This is a genomic window from Pseudomonas sp. PICF141 (genome assembly GCF_002286815.1).
Lineage (GTDB): Bacteria > Pseudomonadota > Gammaproteobacteria > Pseudomonadales > Pseudomonadaceae > Aquipseudomonas.
Genome location: NZ_MUNM01000082.1, coordinates 1 through 21085, shown reverse-complemented (window position 1 = coordinate 21085; position 21085 = coordinate 1). Strand labels below are relative to the sequence as shown.

Annotated in this window: 19 protein-coding genes; 13 read left to right on the top strand and 6 right to left on the bottom strand. The window is 59.5% G+C overall.

Annotation, left to right across the window (positions count from 1 at the left end; all coding sequences use genetic code 11):
* Window positions 1-369: 369 nt before the first annotated feature.
* Genes BZL43_RS24250 through BZL43_RS24235 form a run of 4 tightly spaced genes read left to right on the top strand, consistent with a single transcriptional unit; the run spans window position 370 to window position 5951 of the window.
* Entirely contained in the window at window positions 370-2274 is a 1905-nt protein-coding gene (locus tag BZL43_RS24250; protein WP_095634623.1) for a sigma-54-dependent Fis family transcriptional regulator, read from the top strand.
* Window positions 2274-3992: an ABC transporter ATP-binding protein gene (locus tag BZL43_RS24245; protein ID WP_095634622.1), complete on the top strand. Its 1719-nt coding sequence runs from the start codon at window positions 2274-2276 to the stop codon at window positions 3990-3992. The genes BZL43_RS24250 and BZL43_RS24245 overlap by 1 nt, the downstream gene beginning before the upstream one ends.
* Window positions 3982-4659: a S8 family serine peptidase gene (locus tag BZL43_RS24240; RefSeq protein WP_095634621.1), complete on the top strand. Its 678-nt coding sequence runs from the start codon at window positions 3982-3984 to the stop codon at window positions 4657-4659. Before BZL43_RS24245 ends, BZL43_RS24240 begins: the two co-directional genes overlap by 11 nt.
* Window positions 4656-5951 (top strand): FAD-dependent monooxygenase, encoded by a 1296-nt coding sequence (locus BZL43_RS24235; RefSeq protein WP_095634620.1) that lies wholly within the window; start codon window positions 4656-4658, stop codon window positions 5949-5951. The genes BZL43_RS24240 and BZL43_RS24235 overlap by 4 nt, the downstream gene beginning before the upstream one ends.
* Before the next feature lie 139 nt (window positions 5952-6090).
* On the opposite strand, the gene BZL43_RS24230 is transcribed toward BZL43_RS24235, so the two are convergent.
* On the bottom strand, window positions 6091-7581 hold the full coding sequence (locus tag BZL43_RS24230) for an aldehyde dehydrogenase (protein WP_095634619.1): 1491 nt from the start codon (window positions 7579-7581) through the stop codon (window positions 6091-6093).
* Between the two features lie 283 nt (window positions 7582-7864).
* On the opposite strand from BZL43_RS24230, the gene BZL43_RS24225 reads away from it, so the two are divergent.
* The 5 genes from BZL43_RS24225 (at window position 7865) to peaD (ending at window position 13108) form a co-directional block, all read left to right on the top strand.
* Complete coding sequence (locus BZL43_RS24225) at window positions 7865-8119, top strand: DUF1652 domain-containing protein (protein ID WP_095634618.1); 255 nt, start codon at window positions 7865-7867, stop codon at window positions 8117-8119.
* A gap of 408 nt (window positions 8120-8527) precedes the next feature.
* A complete protein-coding gene (gene peaA, locus BZL43_RS24220; protein WP_095634617.1) occupies window positions 8528-10108 on the top strand; it encodes a quinohemoprotein amine dehydrogenase subunit alpha in 1581 nt (526 codons plus the stop codon).
* 83 nt (window positions 10109-10191) lie between these two features.
* Window positions 10192-11622: a quinohemoprotein amine dehydrogenase maturation protein gene (gene peaB / locus BZL43_RS24215; protein ID WP_095634616.1), complete on the top strand. Its 1431-nt coding sequence runs from the start codon at window positions 10192-10194 to the stop codon at window positions 11620-11622.
* A 1-nt stretch (window position 11623) separates the two neighbouring features.
* Window positions 11624-11947, top strand: coding sequence for a quinohemoprotein amine dehydrogenase subunit gamma (gene qhpC / locus BZL43_RS24210; RefSeq protein ID WP_046032633.1), 324 nt, complete (start codon window positions 11624-11626; stop codon window positions 11945-11947).
* Between the two features lie 42 nt (window positions 11948-11989).
* Entirely contained in the window at window positions 11990-13108 is a 1119-nt protein-coding gene (gene peaD, locus BZL43_RS24205) for a quinohemoprotein amine dehydrogenase subunit beta (protein WP_095634615.1), read from the top strand.
* 148 nt (window positions 13109-13256) lie between these two features.
* On the opposite strand, the gene BZL43_RS24200 is transcribed toward peaD, so the two are convergent.
* Window positions 13257-13658, bottom strand: coding sequence for a lysozyme inhibitor LprI family protein (locus BZL43_RS24200; protein WP_095634614.1), 402 nt, complete (start codon window positions 13656-13658; stop codon window positions 13257-13259).
* 48 nt (window positions 13659-13706) lie between these two features.
* Complete coding sequence (locus BZL43_RS24195) at window positions 13707-14627, bottom strand: ADP-ribosylglycohydrolase family protein (RefSeq protein ID WP_095634613.1); 921 nt, start codon at window positions 14625-14627, stop codon at window positions 13707-13709.
* 197 nt (window positions 14628-14824) lie between these two features.
* Here BZL43_RS24195 and BZL43_RS24190 point away from each other — a divergent pair, with 197 nt between their 5' ends.
* Entirely contained in the window at window positions 14825-15316 is a 492-nt protein-coding gene (locus BZL43_RS24190; RefSeq protein ID WP_095634612.1) for an SRPBCC family protein, read from the top strand.
* Between the two features lie 542 nt (window positions 15317-15858).
* Here BZL43_RS24190 and BZL43_RS24185 read toward each other — a convergent pair.
* A complete protein-coding gene (locus BZL43_RS24185) occupies window positions 15859-17184 on the bottom strand; it encodes a PLP-dependent aminotransferase family protein (RefSeq protein WP_095634611.1) in 1326 nt (441 codons plus the stop codon).
* Between the two features lie 88 nt (window positions 17185-17272).
* Between BZL43_RS24185 and BZL43_RS24180 the strand changes: the two genes are divergently transcribed.
* Window positions 17273-17902 carry a LysE family translocator gene (locus BZL43_RS24180; protein ID WP_095634610.1) on the top strand — a complete coding sequence of 210 codons (630 nt, stop codon included), beginning with the start codon at window positions 17273-17275 and terminating at the stop codon, window positions 17900-17902.
* 26 nt (window positions 17903-17928) lie between these two features.
* On the top strand, window positions 17929-18267 hold the full coding sequence (locus BZL43_RS24175) for an antibiotic biosynthesis monooxygenase (RefSeq protein WP_095634609.1): 339 nt from the start codon (window positions 17929-17931) through the stop codon (window positions 18265-18267).
* A gap of 90 nt (window positions 18268-18357) precedes the next feature.
* Here BZL43_RS24175 and inhA read toward each other — a convergent pair whose 3' ends face one another.
* Window positions 18358-19044, bottom strand: coding sequence for an isonitrile hydratase (inhA, locus tag BZL43_RS24170; protein ID WP_095634608.1), 687 nt, complete (start codon window positions 19042-19044; stop codon window positions 18358-18360).
* A 90-nt stretch (window positions 19045-19134) separates the two neighbouring features.
* Here inhA and BZL43_RS24165 point away from each other — a divergent pair, with 90 nt between their 5' ends.
* Window positions 19135-20127, top strand: coding sequence for a GlxA family transcriptional regulator (locus tag BZL43_RS24165; RefSeq protein WP_095634607.1), 993 nt, complete (start codon window positions 19135-19137; stop codon window positions 20125-20127).
* A gap of 32 nt (window positions 20128-20159) precedes the next feature.
* On the opposite strand, the gene BZL43_RS24160 is transcribed toward BZL43_RS24165, so the two are convergent.
* A complete protein-coding gene (locus BZL43_RS24160) occupies window positions 20160-20549 on the bottom strand; it encodes a hypothetical protein (RefSeq protein WP_095634606.1) in 390 nt (129 codons plus the stop codon).
* Window positions 20550-21085: the final 536 nt, after the last annotated feature.

The following is a 21085-nucleotide window of genomic DNA, read 5'->3' as shown; positions in this document are numbered from 1 at the left end:
TGGGGTTTCCCCATGTGAGAGTAGGTCATCGTCAAGATCAAATTCCGAAACCCCTATCTGCATCTGCAGGTAGGGGTTTTGTTTTGTCCGCAGGAAAGTGCCGCGGTGGTTACATTCGGCTGCATTGTTCATGACGTTTCGGTAGAACGGGCGCAGCTCGTTTCTTAACAGACTGACTTGAAGATCACGGATCGGCATCCTTTACATCAAGAGTCGATGCAGGCGGATTGATCTATGATCGAGATCACGTGGTGCAACGGACCAAACCCAAGCGCCATAAGGCACTTGCCATAACCCTGACGTTAACGTAAAGATTGCGACAGGGCGCTGAACTTAAAAAGTGCAGGGCGGACCGATCCGGAGCGCTTGATGACGCTAATAAAAACAACTTCCCCCAAGCTGCACCGCGAAGCTCGATTGGCGCGGGAAAAGCTTCATCTCGAAGGCGCCGTCCCTGATGGCGTATTGCGTGCGGAAATCGATGCGTCGTGGCGGCGTAGCCTCAGCCATGGCGTGCATTTCAATGCCAAGCATGAGCTGGCGCTGGAATCGAGCGTGAGTCTTGAAGTGCTGCTGGCGAGCAATCGGTTGTTGATCGATGCGGCGATGCCGGCCATCGACTATCTGGCCGAGCGTCAGGGCAAGGAAGGGCTGATCATCCTGGCCAATTCCGACGCCACTATCCTCGCTGCCGAAGGTCGCGCCGACCGCTTCAGGGGTAGCGGCCTGCAAGACATCGCTCTCGGGGCCTGCTGGAGCGAAGCGGCGCGTGGCACCAATGCGCTGGGTACCGCATTGGTCGAAGCCCGGCCAACGTTGATCGATTGCGGCGAACATTACCTTGATCGCCTGACTGATTTCTCCTGCACCTCAGTGCCGATTTATTGTCCTCAAGGCGACATCCTCGGTGTGCTCGACCTGACCCGCGAAGGCCCGCTCGGCCGTGTTCACGACAGCACCGCGTTGCTGACCATGGCCGTCAGCCAGATTGAAAGCCGCGTGTTCAACGCCAGTTACCCGGACCAGATCGTTCTGGCCTTCCACAGCCGTCGACAATACCTCGAATCCCCTTGGCAGGGCTTGCTCGCGGTGAGTCTCGGCGGGCAAATTCTTGCGGTCAGTGCCCAAGCCTGTCAGTTGCTCCACGCCGAGCGTTCGGCGTTGGTAGGGCGACGCTGTGAAGAGTTTCTGGGTATCGATGGCCTGCAATTGTTATCGCGTCTGCATCAGGGCGGCATCGGCAGTTTGCAAACCGCCAAAGGCGAATTTTTCTACAAAACCCTGCGCGCACCGCAGCGGTCGATCAATGTCAGCACCCCATCACGCAGCTCAGCCAAAACTGCCAAACCACAGCCTGATCTCGAATCCCTGGCCGGTAACAATGCCCGTTACGCCCGGACGTTACGCATGGCCCGCCAGGGCCTGGCCAATGAACTGCCGGTGTTGCTATTGGGCGAAACGGGCACCGGTAAAGAAGTGATTGCCCGAGCGCTGCACATGGCCGGTATGCGCTGCGACAAACCTTTCGTCGCGGTGAACTGCGCAGCAATTCCTGAAGGCCTGATCGAATCGGAGCTGTTCGGTTACCGCGAAGGCGCCTTCACCGGTTCGCGCCGGGGCGGGATGGTCGGTCGCTTGCAACAGGCCCATGGCGGCACGTTGTTTCTCGACGAAATTGGCGACATGCCGCTGGCCTTGCAGGCTCGTCTGCTGCGGGTCTTGCAGGACCGCAAGGTTGCACCGCTAGGTGCTGGAGAAGAGCAAGACATCGACATCGCGCTGATCTGTGCCACTCACCGCGACCTCAAGCGTCTGGTGGAAGACAAGCACTTCCGCGAGGACCTGTTCTACCGGGTCAACGGTATCAGTGTGATGCTTCCGGCCCTGCGCGAACGCGACGACTTCAATGGCCTGGTCGAGCGTTTGCTGGCCAAACTCGGCGCGCCTACGGTGGCCCTGCATGATGATTTGATGCGTTTGCTCGGCAACTATCATTGGCCAGGCAACATTCGCCAATTGGAAATGGTTTTGCGCACCGCGCTGGCCATGCGCGAGCCGGGAGACACCGTGCTCACCCTCGACCATTTGCCTGACAGCATGCTCGACGAATTGACCGCCGGCGAACGCCCTCAGGGCGGCAGTATTCGTGAACAGGAACTGGAGCTGATTCGCCAGTCCCTGGATACTCACCAAGGCAACGTCTCCGCCGCCGCCGATGCCTTGGGCATCAGTCGCGCGACCCTGTATCGCAAGCTTAAACAGTTGCGTTCGTGATGCTGCGCTTGATCGTTCGGCTGATCGACAGCCAGAACCCCATGGCCCTGCAAGCGGCATTGCGCTGGCTGTACAGCTTCGTACGGCCGCATCGATGGGCGATTGCCGGGCTGCTTGGTCTGTCGGTCTGCGCTTCGTCGCTGGTATTGGTACAGCCCTGGCTGACCAAACTGCTGATTGACGACGGCCTGCTGGCGCGCAATTTTCCGATGCTGGTGCTGATCGCCGGGCTGATGATCGTCGCCGGGTTGTTAGGCACGGCGCTGTCGGGCATCAATCGGTACCTGCACACGCGACTGTCCGGCCGGATTCTGTTTTCCCTGCGCGATGACCTTTATCGGCATTTGCAAACCCTCTCGCCGGGTTTCTACGGCCAGCGGCGAATCGGCGATTTAATGTCGCGCCTCGATGGCGATGTCGCGGAGATCCAGCGCTTTGCCGTGGACTCACTGTTCTCTGCGGTGTCGAGCGTGATCGGGCTGGTGGTCGCTGTGGCGATGTTGGTGACGTTGTCGTGGCAACTCTCGCTGCTGGCCCTGGTACTGATTCCGCTCGATGTGCTTTGGCTGCGCTGGATGCGGCGTAAAGTCGAGCGCGATGTGCGGCAGTTGCGCGAGCGTTCGGCGGACATGTCCTCGTTCATGGTCGAGACCTTGCCGGTGATGAAATTCATCCAGTCCGCCGGTCAGCAACAGCGAGAAGCGCGGCGGCTGGAGACGTTGGGTCACGGGTATATGAGTCAGCTTCTGCGCCTGCAAGTCACCGAATTTGTCACTCAAGCGGTACCCGGAACCCTGACGTCGTTGTCCCGGGCCTGCGCGTTTTTGATTGGCGGTTACTGGGTGGTGCAAGGGACTTGGCAACTGGGCGCGCTAATCGCCTTTTCGACCTATCTTGGGATGGCGGTCGGCCCGGTTCAGAGCCTGCTCGGGCTCTACGTCGCGGTTCAGCGGATGACCGTCAGCCTCGGGCGAGTCATGGAGTTGCGCGGTGAAGAACCGACCGTGCTGACGCCGGTTGTGCCGCAGCCGATGCCGGCTTCTGGCGAACTGCGTTTCGACAACGTGCACTTCAGCCATCCCGGTCGCCCCACGACTTTGCGCGGCATCGAAGCGCGGATTCCCTACGGTTTGAAAGTCGCCCTGAGCGGTGGCTCCGGTGTCGGCAAATCGACCCTGATCGACCTGCTGCAACGGCACCATGATCCGCAATCCGGCCGGGTGTTGCTGGGGGAAGTCGATCTGCGGGAACTGGACCTGTTCCAGTTGCGTCGACGGATCGCCGTGGTCAGCCAGGACATCGTATTGTTTCGCGGCAGCCTCGCCGACAACCTGGCCTACGCAGCGCCGCACGCCAGTCGCGAAGCCATTGCCGAAGTGGCACGGCTCGCGCAACTCGACAGCTTGATCGAATCCCTGCCGGAAGGCCTCGACAGTCCTTTGGGCGAGCGCGGCCAGCAGTTGTCCGGCGGACAGAAACAGCGCATCGCCATCGCCCGGGCGTTGCTGCAGGATCCGTTGATTCTGGTGCTGGACGAAGCAACTTCGGCGGTCGACGAAGCCACCGAGCGCGAAGTGATCGAGGCCATTGATCGGCTGTTCGCCGGGCGTACACGAATTCTGATCAGCCATCGTCCCTCGACCCTGGCCGATGCCGATCTGCGCTTTGAATTGCTGGATGGCGTGCTCACGTCCAAAACGGTGCAGCATGAAGCCTGAACTGCGGATTGGTGTGGTGGACAGCGGTCACTCAGTGGCGCAACGGGTGCAGGTTGTGGCCGGTCGACGGTTCTCGTTGCTGGAAGACGGACTGCTCGAAAGCGATGTGCGCGACGATCCGCTGGGCCATGGTAGCGCGGTGATCGAGGCCATTGGCCGACGGGCGCCTTCGGCAGTTTTTTGCGTGGCCCAGGTGTTTGACCAGCGCGGCGTCACCAGCGCCTTGCAAATCGCCACTGCGATCGATTGGCTGAGAGCGCAGGACGTGCGGTTAATCAATCTGAGCCTCGGTTTGCGGCAGGATCGCCGTCTGTTGCGTGAAGCCTGCGCGGCAGCGGCAGCACAGGGCATTATGCTGTGTGCATCCAGCCCGGCCCAGGGCGAGGGTGTGTTTCCGGCGAATTATCCTCAGGTGTTGCGGGTCACCGGCGATGCGCGTTGCGCCGAGCAGCAATGGTCGTGGCTCAATAGCGCCCAGGCGGATTTTGCCGCGTGTGTTCATGGCACCTATCCAGGGCAGTCTGGTGCGAGCCTCGGTTGTGCGGCATTGAGCGGGCACATCGCAAGCTTCCTGGTTGAAAATCCCGAGGCGAGCAACGAACAAGTAGTCGAGTGGCTGCGTGAGAACGCCCGTTATCGTGGTCCTGAAAGGCGCTCCGGAGCATGAACCCGATTGTGATTCTTGGTGCCGGGCCTGCGGGGGCGGCGGTGGCCCTGGGGCTGCGACGGCTCGGGTATGCCGTAACGCTGGTCAGTGAATGGCGACGGTTTGCGGCGCTGGAAGGGGTTTCCGTGCGGGTGCTCGATGCCTTACGGGCGGCGGGGCTGCATCAAGCGCTGACGGATGCGGCGCAGCCTTCCCAAAGGCGGGTGTCCTGGAACGGCCAGCAGCATGCGCAAAACATCGAATTTCTCCTGGATCGCCCGAGCTTTGATCGAGGCTTACGGCAGGATTTGCGGCTGGCCGGCGTCGAACTGATCGAAGCTCGGGTGCTGGCGGTGCAGTCGTCGGCTTCGGGGCATCGAATCGAACTGGAAGGACGCGAAGCACTGGTCGCGGATTTTCTGGTGGAGGCTCGCGGGCGCCAAGCGCCGACACTCGGCAAAGGCCTGCGTGGGCCGGAGACGGTCAGCTTGCTCAATCGCTGGCAAGGTGCGCCGGGTACAACGGCCAGCGCTGTGGAGAGCCTTGAGGACGGCTGGGCCTGGATGGCGCGACGGGCCGACGGCCAGTGTTACTGGCAATGGACGGTGGACGTGGCCAGTGCCGAGTTGCCGGGCAAGGCTATATTGCTCGATTACTGCCGTCAGCGACGCCAGGATTCGGCGTTGGCCCGGGAGTTTTTCGGGAATGAGCCGGAAACCGATCTGCACCTGCATGCCCGCAGCAGCACGGCAATTGTGTGTCCGCAGGTGTGTGGCGATCACTGGATTCGGGTGGGCGACGCGGCGATGGCGGTGGATCCGCTGTCGGGTAATGGCATCTTTCAGTCATTGTCTTCGGCGTTGCAGGCGCCAACGGTGATCAACACGCTATTGCGCAAACCTGAGCGGGCGTTGCTGGCCCAGCGTTTTCATCAGCAGCGGGTGGAGCAGTTGTTTTTGCGTTTTGCGCGTATTGGCCGGGATTTTTATGCCGATGAGCAGCGGTGGCGGGATCAGCCGTTCTGGCTGGCGCGGCGGCAGTGGCCGGATGCTGAAGTGGCGCATGCCGAGGCGGATTTTTCCTCGTTGAGAGTCGAGCGAGCGCCGGTACTGCGCGATGGATTTGTGGATGAGGCCGAGGTGGTGATCACAGCGGATCAGCCGCTGGGGATCTGGCATGTGCAAGGGGTGGAACTGGCACCGTTGGTGCGGCAGTTGCGCACCGAGCCGGCCGAGCGGGTGTTGGCCGGATTGACGATGGAGCAGGGGCGGGTGGTTCGGGGGTGGTTGATCGCACAAGGTTTCAAACCCTGAGATTCTTGTTGGCTGGTGCAGCCCTAGCGCGGGTAAGCCCGCTCCCACAGGATTTTGTGATGAAGCTGCAATCTGCGGCATCACACAAATCACTGTGGGAGCGGGCTTGCCCGCGATGGCGGCCTTGAGATCGCCGAAATTACAACTTGATCAACACCGACTTCAACTCGGTGTAATGCTCGATCGCCGCATACCCCATTTCACGCCCGACCCCCGACATCTTGTAGCCGCCAAACGGCAGCGCCGGGTCCAGGGCGCTGTGGCAGTTGACCCACACCGAGCCCGATTTGATTCGCGGAATCATCCGGTGCACCGCCGCCAAATCATTCGACCAGATGCTCGCTCCCAGGCCGTAAGGGCTGTCATTGGCCATGCGCAACGCATCGGCTTCGTCATCGAATGGAATCGCCACCAGCACCGGGCCGAAGATTTCCTCCTGCACCAGCGAATGTCGCTGATCGACATCGACAATCACCGTTGGCTTGACGAAATACCCGGGCCCGAATTGCTCGCCACCACAGGCGATGGTCGCGCCACTTTCCCGACCCTTTTCGATGTAACCGTAAACCCGCTCCTGTTGGCGCGCCGAAATCAGCGGCCCCATTTCGACACTCGGGTCCAGGCCATTGCCGAGCTTCATTGCATTGGCGATGTCGGCGATGTCCGCCACCACATTGTCGAAATGTTTGCGCTGCACATACAGCCTGGAACCGGCACAGCAAACCTGGCCCTGGTTGAAGAAAATCGCACTGGCGGCACCCGCTGCTGCGGTCTTCAAGTCGGCATCGGCCATGACGATGGTCGGCGATTTGCCGCCCAGTTCCAGCGTGACCCGGGTCATGGATTCCATGGCGATTTTGCCGATCTGCTTGCCCACGGCAGTGGAGCCGGTGAAGGTCAATTTGTCCACCAGCGGGTTATGGGTCAGGGCGGACCCCGCCGTGACGCCGGTGCCGGTGACTACGTTGAACACGCCTTCGGGGTAACCGGCTTCCAGCACCAGCTCGGCGAGTTTCAGTGCGGTCAGCGGGGTTTCGTCGGCGGGTTTAAGCACTACGGTGCAACCGGTGGCCAAGGCCGGGCCGAGTTTCCAGCAGGCCAGCAGCAACGGGAAATTCCAGGCGACGATGGCGCCGACCACGCCCACCGCTTCGCGGCGAATGAAACTGTGAAACTGATCGTTGGGCATCAGCGGCAGCGACACGTCAACGCTGGAGCCTTCGATCTTGGTTGCCCAACCGGCCATGTAGCGCAGGAAGTCGATGGACAGCTGCACGTCCATCACTTGGGCCACCGCCGCGCTTTTACCGTTGTTCAGGCATTCGAGTTGCGCCAGCAGTTCGGCGTCGCGCTGCATCAGGTCGGCGAGTTTCCACAACAGGTTCTGCCGCTCCCGGGGCCGGGTGCGGGTCCAGGCCGAATCGTCGAAGGCCTGACGGGCGGCGAGTACCGCGCGGTCGACATCCTCGGGTGTGGCCCGTGGCACCACGCACAGGACTTCGCCGGTGGCGGGATTGTGCAGGGGCATGGTCTGGCCGTCGGCGGCCTCGACCCAGTCACCGCCGATGAGCATGCGCGGTGCGCGCTGGATAAAAGCCGACGTGGCGGAAAGCAGATAGGGGAGGGGCATGACGAGACCTCTTGTTGTGCATGAGAACGGAGCTTTCTCCACGGTTGGCAATGGCTGTGCCAAGTATCAGGAACGGGCGGATAGCCCTTTGTCGGTGGGGTTTTGAGTCATGAAGGGAGAAGAGTGGCCCCCAGGTTTTGTCGCAAATCGCGACAGCGGATGAGACGACGAGCAACCTGTTACGGTCTTGAGACACCTGCCATTGAGGATTAGAATTTTCAGGTTAAAAGGGTGAATGATGGAGTATTTGCCCAGCCACACATCTGGCGTGAGGGAGGTAGCGATGTTCCTTTCAACCCTGGAAATTCAAAACATCATTGAGCACAGTTTTCTGCCCGCCGTGTGCACTTGCAGCCTGGAAGCGGACCAGTCCATGACGATTCGGGTCTGCGATTGCATGACCGGCAAAGTGGATCTGGTGGCCACCCATGTACCGGTATGGACACTGGACAGCCCCCACGCGATCGCATCGCTGGTCGCTGATATGCGGCAAGAAATTGCAGCTCACAAAAGCATTCACCCGACGTTTTTCAGCTGAGCCGATGGATGCGCCGCACCACGTCAGTGGTGCGGCGTATGTCCGTCGGGTCATGATGGATTTCCTGGAAACGTCCCGCTATCTACAACCCTCAAAAATCTTCGGCCCTTGTTGGGGCACCGCAACGTCGTGAGCGATGAAGTGTTCCGATCGCAAGCATCTATGCTTGTCTCAGACTGCAACAGCTGTCGCGATATTGGACGCGGGCATTCTCGTTCTGATGCGCTCAAAAGCCGATTTATTCAGTTAACTGATTGATTAAAAAGGTATTCCTTAAGCTGGCACGCTCCGTGTATTGCTCATCGCAGACGTTTCTCTTGCCTCCGTCAGCGGGTCACCGCCGACGGCAGAAACCATAAAAACGATAAGCCACAAAAATAAGAAAGCACCGTGCGAGGTTCGACGTAGATGAAGAGAAAACTCCGATCAGGCCTGAGTGTCAGTCTGCTGGCCGTGGCGGCCTGTGTGGCGCTGCATTCGCCTTACAGCCTGGCAGCTCGCGACGCCCAGACCATCCTCAAGGAAACCTGTCAGGGCTGTCATACCCCCGAAGCCGATAGTGCCCTGAGCCGCATCAGCCACCAGCGCAAAACCCCGGAAGGCTGGCTGATGAGCATCGCCCGGATGCAGACCATGCACGGTTTGCAGATCAGCGATGAGGACCGCCGAACCCTGGTCAAATACCTGGCCGACACCCAAGGCCTGGCGCCGAGCGAAACCGACGGCGTGCGTTATGCGCTGGAGCGGCGACTCAATACCGTCGAGAAATTCGACGAGCAGACCAGCCAGATGTGCGGCCGCTGCCACTCCGGTGCGCGGGTTGCCCTGCAGCGTCGACCGGCTCAGGAATGGGAGCGTCTGGTGAACTTCCACCTCGGCCAATGGCCGTCCCTGGAATACCAGGCCCTGTCCCGCGACCGCGATTGGTTCGATCTGGCCCGCAAAGACATGGTGCCGCTGCTGGCCAAACGTTATTCGCTGGACAACCCGGCCTGGAAAAAATGGCTGAGCAGCGCGCCGAAAGCCGAGGCGCTGGTCGGCGACTGGAGCTTCAGCGGCCACCTGCCGGGTAAAGGCGCACTGACCGGTGTAATGGGCGTGACGGCCGATGGCAGCGACACCTTCAAGATCAGCGTCAAAGGCCAATACGCCGATGGCACGCCATTCAACGGCGATGGCAGCGCGATTCTCTACACCGGTTACGAATGGCGCGGCAACGTGACCATCGATGGCGTGACCATGCGTCAGGTATTCGCCGCTCAGGACAACGCCATGCAGGGCCGGATGTTCGAAGCCGAGCACGACGAGCGCGGTCTGGACTTCGTCGCCGCCAAACAGGGTTCCAGTCGTTTGCTGGCGGTGCAGCCGGGTTATCTGAAAGCGGGCAGCGAAACCGAAGTTACCTTGATCGGCAGCGGTCTCACCGGCAAGCCGAGCTTCGGCAACGGCGTGGAAGTGGTCGAGGTACTGGAGCAAAGTCCCGAACGTCTGCGGGTCAAACTCAAGGCGGCTGCCAATGCCCAACCGGGTCTGCGCAACGTTACGGTCGGCACGCTGAACGGCCCGACCCTGTCGGTCTACAGCAAGATCGCCGAAGTCAAGGTCGTGCCCGAATTCTCGGTGGCGCGGATTGGCGGGGGCGGCGGTTCAACGCCGAAAGTCCAGGGCCGGTTCGATGCGGAAGCCTGGGGCAAGGATGCCGATGGTAAGCCGTATCGCATCGGCGTGTTCCCGGCGCAGTGGAAAGTCGAAGCCTTCGATGAGCGCGCCAAAGAGGATGAGGACGTCAAGTTCGCCGGCACCATGCAGGCCGACACCGGTGTGTTCACCCCAGGCGATGCCGGGCCGAACCCTGCGCGCAAAATGTCCACCAACAATGCTGGCAACCTCAAGGTGATCGCCGCCGTGGACGATGCCGGGAAATCCCTGACCGGCGAGGGCCACCTGATCGTCACCGTGCAACGTTGGAACAATCCACCCATTCCTTGAGTTGGCTGAACGTACGCGTTTTTCAGACACTTTTTGGAATGACCGCAAGCCCTGAACCGGGGGTTTTGCACAGGAGGTTTGCAATGGGCGCTATTTTGAATCTGGTCGAACGGAACCTGCACGAAGTGCATGTCGACGCCGACCGCATGCTGTTCCATATCCCCAGCAGTTCGCTGTTCGCCAGCGATGAACTGACGGGCTCCATCATCGATACCTTGCGCGGTCCTGGCTGTTCATCGGACGACTTGATCCAGCGCTTGGCCACACGCTTCAACGGCGAAGAAATCACCGAGACCTTGCGCGAGCTGATGGCTCTGGAACTGGTCAGCGACGGCTCGCCACTGACCCCGGACATCGGCACCAAACGGGTGGAGCGCACCGCGATCAATACCGTGGTGCTCAACGTCAACACCGGCTGCAACCTGAGCTGCACCTACTGCTACAAGGAAGACCTCGACAAGCCGTCGGCCGGCAAGAAAATGGACGTCGAAACAGCGGTCGCGTCGGTGGAAATGCTGCTGCGCGAATCCCCGGATGAAGAGCGTTTCACCGTGGTGTTCTTCGGCGGCGAGCCGCTAAGCAATCGCAAGCTGATCGAGTACATGGTCGACTACTGCGAGAAGCGCTTTGCCGAGGCGGGCAAGTTCGTCGAGTTCGTCATGACCACCAACGCCACGCTGCTCACCGAAGACACTGTGGACTACCTCAACGCCCATCGCTTCGGGCTCTCGGTCAGCATTGACGGGCCGAAAACCGTGCACGACCGCAACCGCATCACGGTGGGCGGGCAGGGCACGTATGACGTGGTGCGGCGCAAGGCCGAGATGCTGTTGTCACGCTACAACAGTCGTCCGGTCGGCGCGCGGGTAACCCTGACCACTGGCGTCACCGACGTTGAAACCATCTGGGATCACCTGTTCAACGAATTGGGGTTTGCCGAAGTCGGTTTTGCTCCGGTGACTTCCGGCGACATCAGCAGCTTCAACCTGACCAGTGACGAGCTGATCGAAGTCTTCGCCAACATGAAAAAGCTCGGCCGGCGCTATCTGGACGCGGCGCTGGAGCACCGCAATATCGGCTTCTCCAACCTGCACCAGCTGATTACCGACATCCATGAAGGCCACAAAAAGGCTCTGCCGTGCGGCGCGGGTCTGAAGATGCTGGCGGTGGACCACAAGGGCGAATTGAACTTGTGCCACCGCTTTACCGGTTCGAGCCTGCCGACCTTCGGCAACGTTCACAGCGGGGTGAAACAGGTCGAGTTGAACGACTTCCTGTCCCAGCGTCTGGACCGCACCAACACCGGTTGCGAAGACTGCCAGATCCGCAATCTCTGCTCCGGCGGCTGCTACCACGAGAGCTATGCCCGATATGGCGACCCGACCCATCCGACCTATCACTACTGCGAACTGATGCGTGACTGGGTCGACTTCGGCATCGAGGTCTATACCCGGATCATGGCTCACAACCCTGCGTTCATCAGCAGCTACATCACTCCGCGCAAGGCTCACTGACATGAAACATCTCAAGGCAATCAATAACAAAGCGCTGAAAATGGATCAGGCCGCGGCCGAAAACCGTATTGAGGAAGTGGTGGCGATGAGTTCCGTCGCCGGCTGCGCCTCGACCACCGACCCCGGTTGGGAAATCGATGCTTTCGGCGGTGTGTCGTCGTTGTGCCAGCCGATGGAAGCCGACCTTTATGGCTGCTCCGACCCGTGCTGGTGGCCGGCCCAGGTGCCGGACATGATGAGCACCTACCCGGACTGGAACAAGGATGCCCAGGCGTCCAACGAAAACTGGCGCAACCTCGGGACTGTCTTTCCTAAAGACAAATGATCGTCCATTGAAAGCAGTCGGACAAAGAAGAAGGATTCCAGCATGCCTAGCATCAAAGCCTGCGGCCTGGCCGCGTTCTGCCTCCTGAGCGCCATGCCGCTCAGTGTTCTGGCCGATGAAAGTACCGCGCTCCAAAGCGGTCACGAATACATGGTGACCACCAATTACCCGAACAACCTGCACGTGATCGACCTGGCCACCGACAGCCTGTTCAAGACCTGCAAAATGCCGGACGCTTTCGGTCCTGGCACCGTGCAACTGTCTCCGGATCGCAAGACCGCTTACGTGCTGAACAACCATTACGCGGATGTCTACGGTGTTGAGCTGGACAGCTGCAAGCAGGTGTTCCACGCCAGCATCACCCAGAAGCCGGGGGAGAAAGCGAAATCGATGTTCGCCTTCACCGTCAGCCATGACGGCAAGGAACTGTTCACCATCGCCAACCCGACGTTAATGCTCAATGATCGCTACGAAGTGCAGCAACCCCGGCTTGATGTGTACGCCACCGACGCCGGCATGGACGCCAAGCCTGTGCGCAGTTTCCCGGCGCCGCGGCAGCTGACCATCATGCAAAGCGGCGACGATGGCACGCTGTATGTGGCGGGGGCGGATATCTACAAAGTCGATGTGAATACCGGCAAGTTCGACGTGCTGATCCCCAGTCGGCATTGGAAGCGCCCCAACTACAGTGCGCCGGATGTGCTTTACATATGGAATCAACAAACCTACCAGCATGATTTTTCGCTGCTCTACACTGCCGCGAAATTCAAGGACAAGAAGCAGGACCCGGCCACCGCCGAGTACGTTTACGGACTGTTCAGCATTGATCTGAAAACCGGCAAGACCGAGACCACCGATTTCGGCCCGTTGACGGAGATCTACTTCAGCGGCATGCGCTCGCCCAAGGACCCGAACCTGATGTTCGGTGTGCTCAATCGCTTGGCCAAGTACGACATCAAGCAACAGAAAATGCTGCAGGCGGCGACGCTTGATCATTCTTATTACTGCATTTCCTTCAACAAGGACGGCAGCAAGCTCTACCTGACCGGGACATTTAACGATGTGGCGATTTTCGATGCCGATAGCCTGAAGCAGATCGGCAACATCAAGTTGCCAGGTGGGGATATGGCGGTCACTACCACGCAGGTGTTCATGCGGTAATTGTGGTGCCTGAGCGGACGCCTTCGCGGGCAAGCCTCGCTCCTACATGGGTTTTTTGGTGGACACACAATTTATGTACCGCCAAAGCCCCTTGTAGGAGCGAGGCTTGCCCGCGAAGAGGCCCTCAAGCACACCGCAGCCTCAAGCCTCAAGCCTCAGGCACCGGACAACTCAAATCCCCTTCCTGGCACTTCAAATAAGTCTTGAACGCCTCGACCCGCCTCTTGGTCAGCTCAGTGGTGCAGTTGCTGTAGATCAGCGGATACACACTGCCACCCGCCACCCCGGACGCCGAGAACGTGCACTCGGCATCGCGAAACGCAATCCATGAGCGCTGCGCGCCGACCAACAGCTTTTTCGCCTCGGGATCGTCCTTCAACCGTGTGGTGATTTGCTGGTAAAGCGTATTCAGTTCCTTGTCGGCGGCTTTGTACTGCTGCGCCGCGCACTGATTCATCGTCGACTGGTCGGTGGCGTTGTCGCAGTCGATGGCTTGTGCAAAAGAAGCGAAAAACAGTGGCGTCAGTGCAAGGAGATAATGTGGAGGCATGAGGGGGCTCGCTGTGATGATGGAAAGTTGGGGGCAGTCTGGGAAGTTTCAACTTGTACCAAGGGCACCCGAAGCCGCGAGCAATTGGTCTGCACAGGCCTGGATATCATCGCGCATGTGCAATTTCGCAAGCCACCCGTCAGGAATCGCCTGCACACCGTAGTGAGCCCCGGCCAACTGGCCGACGATGGCGGCAGTGGTATCGGCGTCATCGCCCAGGTTGGCGGCTTCGAGGATGGCGGCTTCAAAACTGTCAGTGTGGTGAAAGCACCACAAGGCCGCTTCCAGTGATGCAACGCAGTAACCGGTACCGCGAATATCTTCTCTGGATTTTCCGAGGTAATCGCCCCGGGCAATGTTCGCCACCTTCAACTCCACGAACGTCGTCTCTGGCAGGCTCTGCAAATCTTGCTTGGACGCTCCTTGCAATGCCTTGCGGATCAGCTCGGCAAGCAACTGACAGCATTCAAGTGCTTCCGGCGCCGCATGGGTCGTGCGCGAGCTGTCCGCGGAAAACCTCCTGATCCGCTCGGGGTCGGGAAAGTAGTACAACACTATTGGCGCTAACCGCATCAGCGAACCGTTGCCAGCTGTGTAGGGATCGGTGGAACCTGCGAATGGCTGACCGTTTTCGAGATAACGAGTCAGCGCTTCACGGACGGTCATGCCGATGTCGAAGCATTCGCCGGTCGAACTCAGGTAACCCGATTGCCACCAGTTGAGATAACGACCCATTTGATCGGCCGCATCAAAACCTTTTTTGTTCAGCAGGCTTTCTGCCAGGCAAAGCGCCATGGAAGTGTCATCGGTCCATTGCCCTGGCTTCAGATTGAACGGGCCGCCTCCAACCATATCGGTCAGCGGAGCGAATGAGCCGCGTGGCTGGAACTCGGCACGGGTGCCAACGGCATCCCCACACGCAAGCCCCAGCAAGGTTGCACGATAACGTTCCGTAAGTGAAGGCTGCATGAATCGTCCTTGTAAGGGTTCCCGTCGTTGCAAACGTTAGCAGTTTCAACCCGCTGACTCTTCCTTCAAACCAGAACTTATGGTCAAAACTGAGGCCGAATATTTCAGGCACGCTCAATGGCGGCATGCGTTTGATACAACTTTCAGGTTGGTCTTATGGTCTTTACAGGCCTACTGTTTACTACAGGAGGTGACTTATGAACCCAGCATCAGATCGCATCGAAAGGAAGATCCTGCTCAAGGCGCCGCGCTCGCAGGTATGGCGCGTGCTGGCCAATGCCGAAGTCTTCGGTCAATGGTTCGGCGTGGCGCTCGAAGGCAAGCGCTTTGTCGCCGGAGAGTGGACTCAGGGGCAGATCACTTATCCTGGTTATGAGCACTTGTTGTGGAATGTGCTGGTGGAGCGTGTCGAACCGGAGCGGGTGTTTTCGTTTCGCTGGCACCCGTATGCAGTCGATCCCGAAACCGACTATTCCCAAGAACCCACTACGCTGGTGAAATTCGAGCTCCAGGATATGGACGAAGGCACATTGTTGACGGTTGTCGAGTCCGGTTTCGATCACATCCCCCAGTCGCGCAGGCTCAAGGCGTTCCGCATGGACAGCCGGGGCTGGGAAGAGCAGATGAATAATATCGAACAGTTTCTGGAAACAAATCCCAAGACTCACGAGCGGCGTCAGGGAAGTTAATGGCTGCAAGCCATGAAACTCGTGGCTTTAATGCATGATGGCGCAGACATCCAAGGGTTTTCGGAGGGGCGGCTATAGCGAATGTCTTACACGCGATAGTAGTTATGTCGTCTATTGCAGATTGGATCCCACGCGTAATCTAGCCCCATCAACTGAAGCACAGGAAGTGCTTCAGGGTCACGGATGATCGACCATAGCAAGGATCGCTGCCGACAGGGAGTCGATATGGTCTTGGGAAAAACCCGCTTCGGCGGGTTTTTTTTCGTCGTGCAAAAAACGCGATCCTGTAGCAGCTGCCTTCGGCAGCTGCTACAGGGGAAGGTTTTCAGGCGCTGAATGGTCAATGGCTTACACGTAGTCAGTGGTATGTCGTCTTTTGATGCTTCACCGATGCGTTTAATCTGGATCCATCAACTGAAGCACAGGACGTGCTCAGGATCACGGATGATCGACCATACGCCAGGATGGCTGCCGACAGGATGTCGCAATGGTCTTGAGAAACCCGCTTCGGCGGGTTTTTTCATGGGCGTCAGAAAAGCCCGTCAGATGTCCACGACTTCACGCAAAGTCTCCAGGGCGCGCTTCAACACATCGAGGCTGATCGATCCCATGGCCACCCGCAGGGCAGGAGGCACATGAGTGGTCGTGGCAAAGGGTTCGGCGTTGGTTACCCGCACGCCTTTGCGTTCCAATTCGGCAACCACCGTCTCGGCCCGCAATCCTTCAGGCAATCTGAGCCAAAGGTAGTAGGAAGCGGGATGCGTCACCACATCGCAATGGTTCAGTATTTGCCGAGCCAGGTCCTGTCGTTGCCGGGCGTCCAGGCGCTTTTGCTCTTCGAGATTGTCGACCTCGCCGCTATCGATCCAGCGGCAGGCCAGAGCGACGGTCAGCGACGGAGTGCTCCATGTCGACACACGGATGGCTTGTTCCAGTACCGGCATCATCGCTTTGGGGGCAACGATGAAGCCAATGCGCAGACCCGAGGCAATGCTTTTCGACAGGCCGCTGATATACAGCGTGCGCTGCGGGGCCAAGGTAAACAGCGGTTTGGGCGCGGGTTCTGCGAGGAAGGCATAGGCGCCGTCTTCGATGATCAGAAAATCATAGCGTTCGGCCAATTGCACCAGGCGTTCACGGTCGGCGATGGACATCACCGTCCCCAGCGGATTGTGCATCGTCGGCATGCTGTAAATCGCCCGTACGGGGCGCCGTTTGCACAGTGCTTCCAAGGCGTCGAGGTCGGTGTGCCCGGCAATTTGCGGCAGGGCTTCGAGGTCCAGTCGATGGGCCTGGGCCAGGGTTTTCAGACCGGGGTAGGTAAGGGCGTCGAGGGCCAGAATATCTCCCGGCTGGAGTAATGCCATCAGCGTCACGGCAAGACCTTGCTGGGCGCCGTTGACGATCAGCACCTGATCTGCGCCCACTCGAATTTCCCGATTGCGTAAATGCCGGGCCGCCGTCTGCCGTTCATGCACCCGTCCGCCCTGAGGCGCGGAATGCAATAACGCATCGATATCCCCGGATGCGGCAATTGCTCGAAGACCCTCGCGTAATAACTCGTCCTGCCCGGGTACCGACGGGTAATTGAAGGTCAGGTCTACCATGCCGACGCCCAAAGGTTGCTGTTCCAGCCCCAGCCCTCGAGGCAACGAAGTGTCGCGCACAAAGGTGCCACGGCCGGTTTCGCCTACGACCAGGCCGATCGCTTCCAGCTCGTTATAGACCCGCAATGCCGTGGCCAGCGCAATTCGCTCGTTCTGCATCAGCGCGCGAATGGTCGGCAATTGCGTGGCCGGTGGTAGTTCACCGCTGCGAATCTTCCCGGCGAATTCATCGACCAGGCGTTTGTAGCGAATACGGGTCATGAGTGGGACTCTTTGTATCTGGATCAATTTTTTGTTTGTATCAGATTAGCGCTCTAATCTACAGGCTTTCCAGGACGGAGACTGCGCCGTGATTGACCCTGCAACCTTATCGATTTTCGTCGGTGCGGTGATGCTGCTGCTACTGTCGCCCGGGCCGAACATGGCCTTCGTGATCAGCCATGGGGCCAGTTATGGCTGGCGCGGTGGCGTGGCGTCGGGATTAGGCATTGGCCTGGCCGATCTGATTCTGACGGCGTTGACCGCGATGGGGGTTACGGCGCTGATTGCGAGTTGGCCGCCGGCCTTTGACCTGATCCGGTATGCCGGTGTCCTGTACCTGCTGTGGCTGGCATTCAAGGCATTGCAAAAAACCTCGGCCAGCGACACGTCGGATGTTGCGCGAGTGCCGCTCAAGACCCTGATGATTCGGGCAATGCTCAACAGCCTGTTAAACCCCAAGGCTTTGCTGTTTTTCATGGTGTTCCTGCCGCAATTCGTTGATGCGCAGCAGGGCCCCATTGCCTTACAGCTTGTGCTGCTGGGCGTGGTGCTGACGCTGGTCAGTGGTGTGTTTCATACCCTGCTCGGGGTTTTTGGCAGTACTGTCAGCGGGCGTATTTCCAGCCTTTCGCCATTCGCCAAATGGCAGTCATTGGGGCTGGCCGCAGTACTGCTGTTGCTCGCCATCCGGTTGGCCCTGATGACCCGTCCGGCCTGACTCATTCACTGAAAAGGAACCTGTGCATGTACATCGCTTCGTTTATTTACAAACCCGGGCAGCGGGACGAGGAGTTCAACCGCTTGAGCGCTTTGATCGACGAAGTCGCGATCAGCATCGAAGGGTTCGTGGGCACCCAGTCCTGGTGCTCGGCAGATGGCGAGCTGATCAATGCCAGTTACTACTGGCAGGACGAAGCCTCTATCCGTGAGTTCGCCAGCCATCCCAGGCACCTGGAGGCCAAGCGACAGTACCGCAAATGGTACGCTGGTTATCAAGTGGTCATCTCTAAAGTGGAGCGGGCTTATGGCGATGGCACGGTCGAGCTGTTTGTGCCCAATGGTCGGCGTGCGGCGAATGCTTGAGAGGACGTTTTGGGGCTGCACAAAAACGGCGACGGATGTTGCGGCCTGAGCGACAGGCTGCGAGGGCGATAGCTTCCGCAGCCGGTTCTTTCACTGGCGGGCGAGTTTCGCCGCTGCACGTTCGGTGATTTCCGAGCGCAATGTCAACGACGCGACAGCGCGTTTGCGGGCTTCCTCCAGTACGCTGACCGGTGCTGTCTCGGGACTGCCAGAAGCAAACGGAGGGGCCGGAGCATATTCGAGCTGCAACTGCACCAGTTGCGCGGTGTCCTTATCAAACAATTCAGCCGCCAGGGTCAGGGCAAAATCGATCCCCGCGGTGATCCCGCCACCGGTCAACAGATTGCCGTCGCGCACCACCCGATCATTCACCGGGATCGCCCCCAAAACCCCGAGCAATGGGTGATACGCCCAGTGAGTGGTGGCGCGTTTGCCCTTGAGTAACCCCGCCGCGCCAAGCACCAGCGCGCCGGTGCATACCGAGGTGACATACCGCGCCTGGGCGGCCTTTGCCTTGATGAAGGCCAGGGTTTCGTCATCTTCCATCAACGGCCCGACGCCGCTGCCGCCAGGAATGCAGATCACATCCAGCGGCGGGCAATCGTCGAACGTGGTGGTCGGTTTCAACACCAGCCCGGTACTCGCGGTGATCGGGACCAGGTTCTTCCAGATCAGATGCACCTTCACATCCGGCAACGAGGCCAGCACGTCATAAGGGCCGGTCAGGTCCAGTTGCTGAACCTGGGGAAACAACAGAAAACCGATCTGCAACGTCATGGTGCTTTTTCTCCTGGTTGGGTGGACGGCTTCACTCTAGGCTCGTAGGATCTGGCGTATACGCCAATAACTCCACGAATTACGCCAAACATGCCCAATACCCCGAAAACCATTCATGTGCTGGCCTTTGCCAACGTACAAGTGCTCGACGTCACCGGCCCCTTGCAGGTGTTCGCTTCGGCCAATGACATTGCTCGCCAGCACGGTTTGCCGCCACCCTATGCGCCCTCGGTGATTGCCAGCGGTGGCGGGGCGGTGATGTCATCGGCGGGGTTGGCGCTGTTGGCAGAGCCGTTGCCGGATCAGGGCAGCGACACGTTGATCATTGCCGGAGGCTGGGGCGTTTACGCGGCGGCGCAAGACGAGTCGCTGGTGGCCTGGGTGCGTGAGCACGCGACGGGGTGTCGGCGGGTGGCGTCGGTGTGTACCGGGGCGTTTCTGCTGGCGGCCAGCGGTTGGCTCGATGGCCGGCGAGTGGTCACGCACTGGACTCGTTGCGAGCAATTGGCGCAGCAGCACCCCAAACTGCACGTCGAACCCAACCCGATCTTCATCAACGACGGCCCGGTCTGGACCTCGGCCGGGGTCACCGCGGGCATCGACCTGGCCCTGGCGATGGTCGAACAAGACCTGGGCCGAACCATGGCCCTGGACGTCGCCCGGCAACTGGTGGTGTTTCTCAAGCGTCCGGGTGGCCAGTCGCAGTTCAGCGTGACCCTGTCTTTGCAAAAAGAAGGTAATCGTTTCGACGAACTTCATGCCTGGATCAGCGAAAACCTCACCAAGGACCTCGGCATCCCGACCCTGGCCTTGCAGGCCGGCATGAGCGAGCGCAGCTTCGTCCGTCACTACCGCGCCGACACCGGCCAGACACCGGCGCGGGCCATCGAACTGATTCGGGTCGAGACCGCGCGAAGGCTGCTCAGCGACACCGGTGTGCCGATCAAACGGGTCGCGGTGCAATGCGGATTTGGCAGTGAAGAGACCTTGCGCCGCAGTTTTCTGCGAACCATGGGCGTGACGCCGCAAGCCTATCGCGAGCGGTTTTCCGTCAGCTCACCAGCAGAACCAGTATTGCCTTGAGGGACGAGTCAAGTCGTCGTAGAGCCTTCCTCTCAGGCTTCGACGTCCACCACCTGATTGAAATACTTCGACCGGTCCGGTGTAAACGTCACGACCATTTTGGTTCTGGAACAGGTCAACGCCCGTTCTGCGCTCAAATCAATATCCAGATCTTCCCCGCGCAACCCCTGCCATTGGGCGAGGTATTTGAGGGATCCGTATTTTTCGAGTTTCTTCAGGCTGCGGCTGATGCCACCTTTCCAGCCCAGCACCGGGAGTTCGCCGATGAGGCATTGCTGGGCGAGGTCAGGAAAGCGGGCGGCGCGTTGGCGGCCGATTTCCCAGCATTTGATCAGGCCTTTGTCGTGGCCTTCCCACAATTCATCCCGGTTCAGGCCTGATCGGAGTGGGGTGTCGATGCTGCGATGGATACGCTGGGTCATTCTGGTTCCTTGAATTCGGGTTTTGTTGGACAGCTCCGCTGTGCCCGTTGACGTGGATGGTAGGGACGGATGTAGGCGCTGGCAACAAGGTATTTCCGGATGTAGGAATGAGTTACCGGGTATTGATTGGGCTGGTTTTGTTGAGTGATTGTAGGTTCGGCCTACCCGGTTCTGTGGCGAGGGGGCTTGCCCCCGTTCGGCGGCGCAGCGGCCGCAAAACCAGCAAATGCGGTGCTTCTGGAGGAAATGGGTTGTGCATTCAAAGGGCCGCTACGCGCCCCAACGGGGGCAAGCCCCCTCGCCACGGAGGGACAGTAGTGGCTGACGGTGCGGGTTTAAGTTCATTGGGTGTAGCCTCGGTCCTACAAAAAAACGTCGTAAAAGGGGATATTTCCGACGAGTTTTGGCGGCAGTGAGCCTTGTATCAGGGATGATGGCCTTTTCGCGGGCAAGCCTCGCTCCTACATCTATGGTTACCCCCTTTTCTGCAATACTGTTTTTGATGCGTGTTTGGCTTGCTTTCATCTATCCGGCGT